Below are 5,255 nucleotides of genomic sequence, written 5' to 3' on the forward strand. Positions count from 1 at the left end.
TGCGAGGTCGCGCCACCCTCGGCACGACAACTCGATTCTGAAGGATCGGGCTCGTTTCTCCACCGGCAGCCCAAAGGACATACAGACTACCTTAAGCGAAATCCTGACGTACGCGGATAGTTAAGCCGGTCCCTTTGAACCGTCGGTCGTGTTCTCCATGCTGGCCGTATCCAACATTCCAAGAACCCGGCCACTTAACGTTTTCAATTCCGGTCGCTGTGGCAGCTTTGAATGAGGTCCACACGGCTTCATTATGATGCCGGTAGAGAATGCCCCCTGGCCCCATCTCCGGATAGAAAGCGACATGAATATCAAAGTCCGAAGCAGCTACTAAATCGGGGCCGAACCAGTAGGAAGGGCTTCGTCCTGGCTGTCTCCCAACGACCAGAGTGAGAGTTTGCTTCGGTCCGCGCGTACCTAGCCAGATGGGAGCGATGGTCTCTGGAGAATGTGCGGTGAACAGCGTCTGCTCAGGTGCCCAGGGCTTCGGAGCAGTTTGGCCCGTCACGCGAAATTCAGCAACGCTTCCGCGACCGATCAATCCGGTAAAGAGTGCATCAGATTTACCGTCCCATACGCGCCGCCATTCAGTAGAAGCGGCGGTGGGCATAGGTGGCCATTGCAATCGCTCCCGTGCAACCCCCTCCGTGTCGAGCACCTGATATTTTAGCCCGTTTTCATCGAGCGCAGCCTGGATGCAGTGAAGATATTCAACACCTTCAGGCATTCTATGTGCTGTGCCGGCTCCAGCGGTGCAAATCTGAAGCACTCCTCGGTGCACCTGGACGTCATATGCGAGAATATGGCTGCAGACATAGGCAAGGACGTTCGCATCCACCAGTATATTCCAGAACTCATCAGCATACTCATGGCCAATTTCACGTTGGTAAGTTCCGGAAAAGCCGTTGACTGGAAATACCGGATGGTGGCCTAGCACGATTTTATATTTTGCGTCAGCGTGCTGCTTGAGCGTTCTCTGCAGCCATTCGGTTTCGACATGCCCCTCTCCACCGAGACCGGTCCAAAGCGTATGAACGAAGACCAACAATAAGTCGTCTCGACGGACCCAATAAGACAGCCCTTTCTGGTCCGCAGGACCGTTGTCTGGAAGCTGTAAGACTTCGCGAAAAATGTCCTCGCTCATCTTGTCGTATGCTGTGTGATTGCCTGTAGTATGCCACATCGGGATTTTCTGACGGTCGAGCCATGCCATTTCGACTTCAAACCAGTGGTTCCACTGTTCGCGTAAAGCATCCGGATGAGGAGTCAGGCCGATTATTTCATCACCCGGAAACAGTATGAACTCAGGCTGTGGTGCCAGACGCTTCACGATTGCGTTCACCTCAGCGAGCGTTCTTTCGTGCAGAGCGTTTGGAACGCCGGAACATGAATCGCCATACATTACGAACTGGTGGCCGCCCGATTTCGGAAGAAGCGCGGCGATAGGCTCATGTGCCATTGTTTAAATCTCTATTCCGTTTGAGAATGTCATTGACGGTATTTTTGCTAATGCCGAGGTCTCTAGCGATCCAGCGATAGCTGCGGCCTTCAGCGATCAGCGCCATGACTTTCGGTGCAAGCCTGTCTGACTTTGGTCGTTCTCCGGTTTGGCGGCCGAGTCTTCTGCCACGCGCTTTTGCAGCGGCAAGGCCGGACTTGACCCGCTCGCTGATCAGATCGCGTTCGAATTCTGCAATGCCAGACAGGAAAGTTGCGAGCATTCGGCCGTGTGGAGAGGATAAATCGAAGGTCATTCCATTCATGGCAATGACCGAGACCTTCCAACCTTCCAGCTCGCGCAGCGTATTGAGAAGGTCGATGGTCGAGCGACCCCATCTGGAAAGTTCGGTGACCAGGATGGCGTCGATCTGCCTGGCTTGCGCGAGCGCCATCGCCTTTCTGCGCTCGGCACGGTCGAGCTTCGCGCCGGAGCCTATCTCCTTAAATATCGCGGCAACCTCATAGCCGGCTCGATCAGCGAAGGCCGATAGGTCACGCTCCTGTCGTTCGCATGATTGGTCGGCAGTCGAAACGCGGCAATAGATGGCAGCCCGCTGTCCCAATTGAACCCTCGTGGATTTTGGTGCCGGAAGGCCTTGATTTGCATGGGCCGATTGTTGTCCAGAACAGACTATACTTCAATAGGGACACTTGCGGCATGCCAAGGCGCACTATTCTGACCGAACGCCAGCGGGAGAAGCTGTTCGATCTGCCGACCGACGAGCCATCATTGCTTCGACATTACATATTGAGTGATGAAGACCTGCGGCACATCAGACAGCGTCGTCGTGCTCGTAACCGATTGGGGTTTGCTCTCCAGCTTTGCGCCTTCCGATATCCTGGCCGCCTCTTGCAGCCAGGCGAGATGATCCCGCGATCGATGTTGGCTTTCGTCGGCGCGCAGATCGGTGTCGCGGCTGAAGAACTTGCCGAGTACGGTGCCAGATCGGAAACGCGCTATCAACATTCGACGGCACTGCAGCAACTTTACGGCTATCGACCATTTGAAGGCCAGGTACGCGCAAACATGCTCATCTGGCTCAAGGAGGCTGCGGAGAAATCAAAAACGAATGAACTATTGGCGGCCGAGTTCCTGGCGGAGCTGCGCCGTCGCCATGTCATCGTCCCGGCGGCCTCAACCGTCGAACGATGTTGCGCCGACGCCTTGGTCGCCGCCGAACGGACGATCGTGGCCCGCATCACTGGACGTATCGACCCGCAGAGCCGAGTTCGGCTGCTGTCCCTGCTTTCCGAAACGGTTGATGGTCGGATCACGCGTTTTGTGTGGTTGCGTCAGTTCGAAGTCGGCTCCAATTCCAACGATATGAACAGCCTCCTCGACCGGCTGGACTTTCTACGCAAGCTCGCCATCAATATTGGCACTCTCGACGATATCCCGCCTTTCCGGGTGACCGGTCTGCGCCGCCAGGGCGAACGCTATTCCGCCGATGGAATGCGGGATCTGCCGGAAAATCGACGATTGGCGATATTGGCGGCGTGCGTCGTGGAGTGGTCGGCCATGTTGGCGGATGTCGCTGTCGAGACGCATGATCGTATTGTTGGAAAGCTCTATCGTGCCTGTGAACGCAAACGAGATGAGCTCTTACAAGCTGAGCGCGCCTCGATCAGTGACACGCTGAAAATGCTTTCCCGCTTTGGCGACGCATTGATCACCGCGCATGAAGAGCAGGATGATTTGGGATTAGCCATCACGGAAGGTGGTGGTTGGGAATTGCTCCGCCAAACTGTCGCGCAGGCGGCCGCGCTGACAGGCAAAGTCTCCGCTGATCCATTGGAATTCGTGACCGATGGATATGCCCGTTTCCGAAGGTATGCGCCTCGGTTTCTGGAAATCCTGACGTTTCGAGGTGGGCGCGGCGCGGATTCGCTTCTCGAAGCATTGGAAATGCTGCGCCGTCTCAATCGCCGCGGACATCGCACTTTGCCAGTCAATGCACCGCTCGACTTCGCTCGCGCTAAGTGGCGCAAAAGGATTCTGAAGGATGGAAAACCAGATCGACAAGTATGGGAAATCGGGATCTTGTTCGAACTTCGTAATGCCCTGCGCTCGGGCGACATCTGGCTGGCTGACAGCAGGCGATATCGCGAGATCAGCACAGCGCTGGTCCCGATTGAAACCGTCTCCGAAACTGCACGGCTGGCCGTTCCGCTGGAGGCGGACGACTGGCTTCGCCAGCGAAGCCAGATACTCAAACGTGGCATGACACAAATAGAATGTGCCACTCGGGCCGGTATTCTTGCAGGTGGGGCTATCATCGATGGCAAGCTTCAGATTGATCGGCTCGAAAAAGCAACGCCGGAAGAGGCGGCTGCACTTGTCCTAAAACTCTATGAAAGTATGCCGCTGGTTCGGATCACGGACATCCTCATTGAGGTCGATGAAAAGCTGCACTTCACCGATGCCTTCACTGATCTCCGCACGGGTATTGCCTGTGGCGATCGGATCGGCATCATGACCGTTCTGCTTGCTGACGGCGTCAATCTCGGTCTCAGGAAGATGGCTGACGCGAGCGACACCCACACTTTCTGGGAGTTGCTGCGGATCGGCAAATGGCACGTTAGAGAGGAGACAACGGCACGCGCCCTTGCGATGATTGTTGAGGCACAGTCGAAATTGCCGATGGCCCGATTCTGGGGTGACGGAACCACTTCGTCTTCCGATGGTCAGCACTTCCCCGCCGGGTCGACTGGAGAAGCATTGAATGTCGTCAATGCCCGGTACGGTAATGAGCCTGGGCTTTCGGCATACAGTCACGTCTCTGATCAATATGCGCCATACTCGACCCAGGTCATTCCCGCGACTGCTCATGAAGCGCCCTATATTCTCGATGGTCTGCTGCAGAATGACACCGGAAGGCAAATCCGCGAGCATTATGCTGATACGGGCGGCTTCACGGATCATGTTTTTGCCATCTGCTCTGTTCTCGGCTTCCGGTTCGCACCGAGAATCCGCGATCTGCCGGACAAGCGGATCTATGTTCCCGCGATCAACGAGGTGCCCCCTGTGCTTCAGCCGATGATCGGCGGCCGGATCAACATTCGGCTGATCCGTGAAAATTGGCCCGATATCCTGCGGCTTGCCGCCAGCATGGCCGCCGGGACCGTCGTGCCCAGCCAAATTCTTCGAAAACTTGCCGCCTATCCACGTCAGAACAGCCTGGCAGTGGCGCTCAGTGCGCGCTTCGCGAAAGCTGGACAGTTATTCCGCCAATTCCCGGACAACAGTGTCCGGAGATTACCGGAAACCCTGTCCGGACTTTGTCGAAACCCGCAGCGCTCAGAGAGGTCGGGCGTCTCGAGCGCTCGATCTTCATGCTCGACTGGCTGAGCGACATTGATCTACAGCGCCGCGCGCAAATCGGATTGAACAAGGGTGAGGCCCATCATGCCCTCAAGCGTGCGGTCAACTTCAACAGGCGAGGTGAAATACGAGACCGGTCGTCCGAGGGGCAGCAACATCGAATTGCTGGCCTCAACCTCCTCACTGCCATCATCATCTATTGGAACGCATGGAAGCTCGGCGAAATTGTCGCAGAGCAAATTGATAGCGGAGAGCAGATCGATCTCGGGCTACTGCCCCACGTCTCACCGCTTGGATGGGAGCATATAACGCTCACCGGAGAATATCGATGGCCGCCGTTAAGGTAGTCTGTATGTCCTTTGGGCTGCCGGTGGAGAAACGAGCCCGATCCTTCAGAATCGAGTTGTCGTGCCGAGGGTGGCGCGACCTCGCA

The 5,255-nt window shown here is 56.3% G+C and carries 3 protein-coding genes and 1 pseudogene; 2 read left to right on the top strand and 2 right to left on the bottom strand.

Annotated elements, in window-relative coordinates; translation table 11 throughout:
- Positions 1-91: 91 nt before the first annotated feature.
- Positions 92-1,459 (bottom strand): metallophosphoesterase family protein, encoded by a 1,368-nt coding sequence (locus GA0061102_RS32280; RefSeq protein WP_092856814.1) that lies wholly within the window; start codon positions 1,457-1,459, stop codon positions 92-94.
- On the bottom strand, positions 1,449-2,063 hold the full coding sequence (locus GA0061102_RS32285; RefSeq protein WP_092856817.1) for a recombinase family protein: 615 nt from the start codon (positions 2,061-2,063) through the stop codon (positions 1,449-1,451). Before GA0061102_RS32285 ends, GA0061102_RS32280 begins: the two co-directional genes overlap by 11 nt.
- Positions 2,064-2,158: 95 nt before the next feature.
- Here GA0061102_RS32285 and GA0061102_RS32290 point away from each other — a divergent pair, with 95 nt between their 5' ends.
- Together GA0061102_RS32290 and GA0061102_RS33960 are read left to right on the top strand one after the other, a co-directional pair.
- A complete protein-coding gene (locus GA0061102_RS32290; RefSeq protein ID WP_092856820.1) occupies positions 2,159-4,849 on the top strand; it encodes a Tn3 family transposase in 2,691 nt (896 codons plus the stop codon).
- Positions 4,795-5,169 (top strand): annotated as a pseudogene (locus GA0061102_RS33960) (Tn3 family transposase); the annotation flags it as partial. The gene GA0061102_RS32290 and the pseudogene GA0061102_RS33960, both read left to right, overlap by 55 nt.
- Positions 5,170-5,255 lie beyond the last annotated feature (86 nt).

The sequence above is a fragment of the Martinezella miluonensis genome, assembly GCF_900094545.1.
In the GTDB taxonomy this organism is placed as follows: domain Bacteria; phylum Pseudomonadota; class Alphaproteobacteria; order Rhizobiales; family Rhizobiaceae; genus Rhizobium; species Rhizobium miluonense.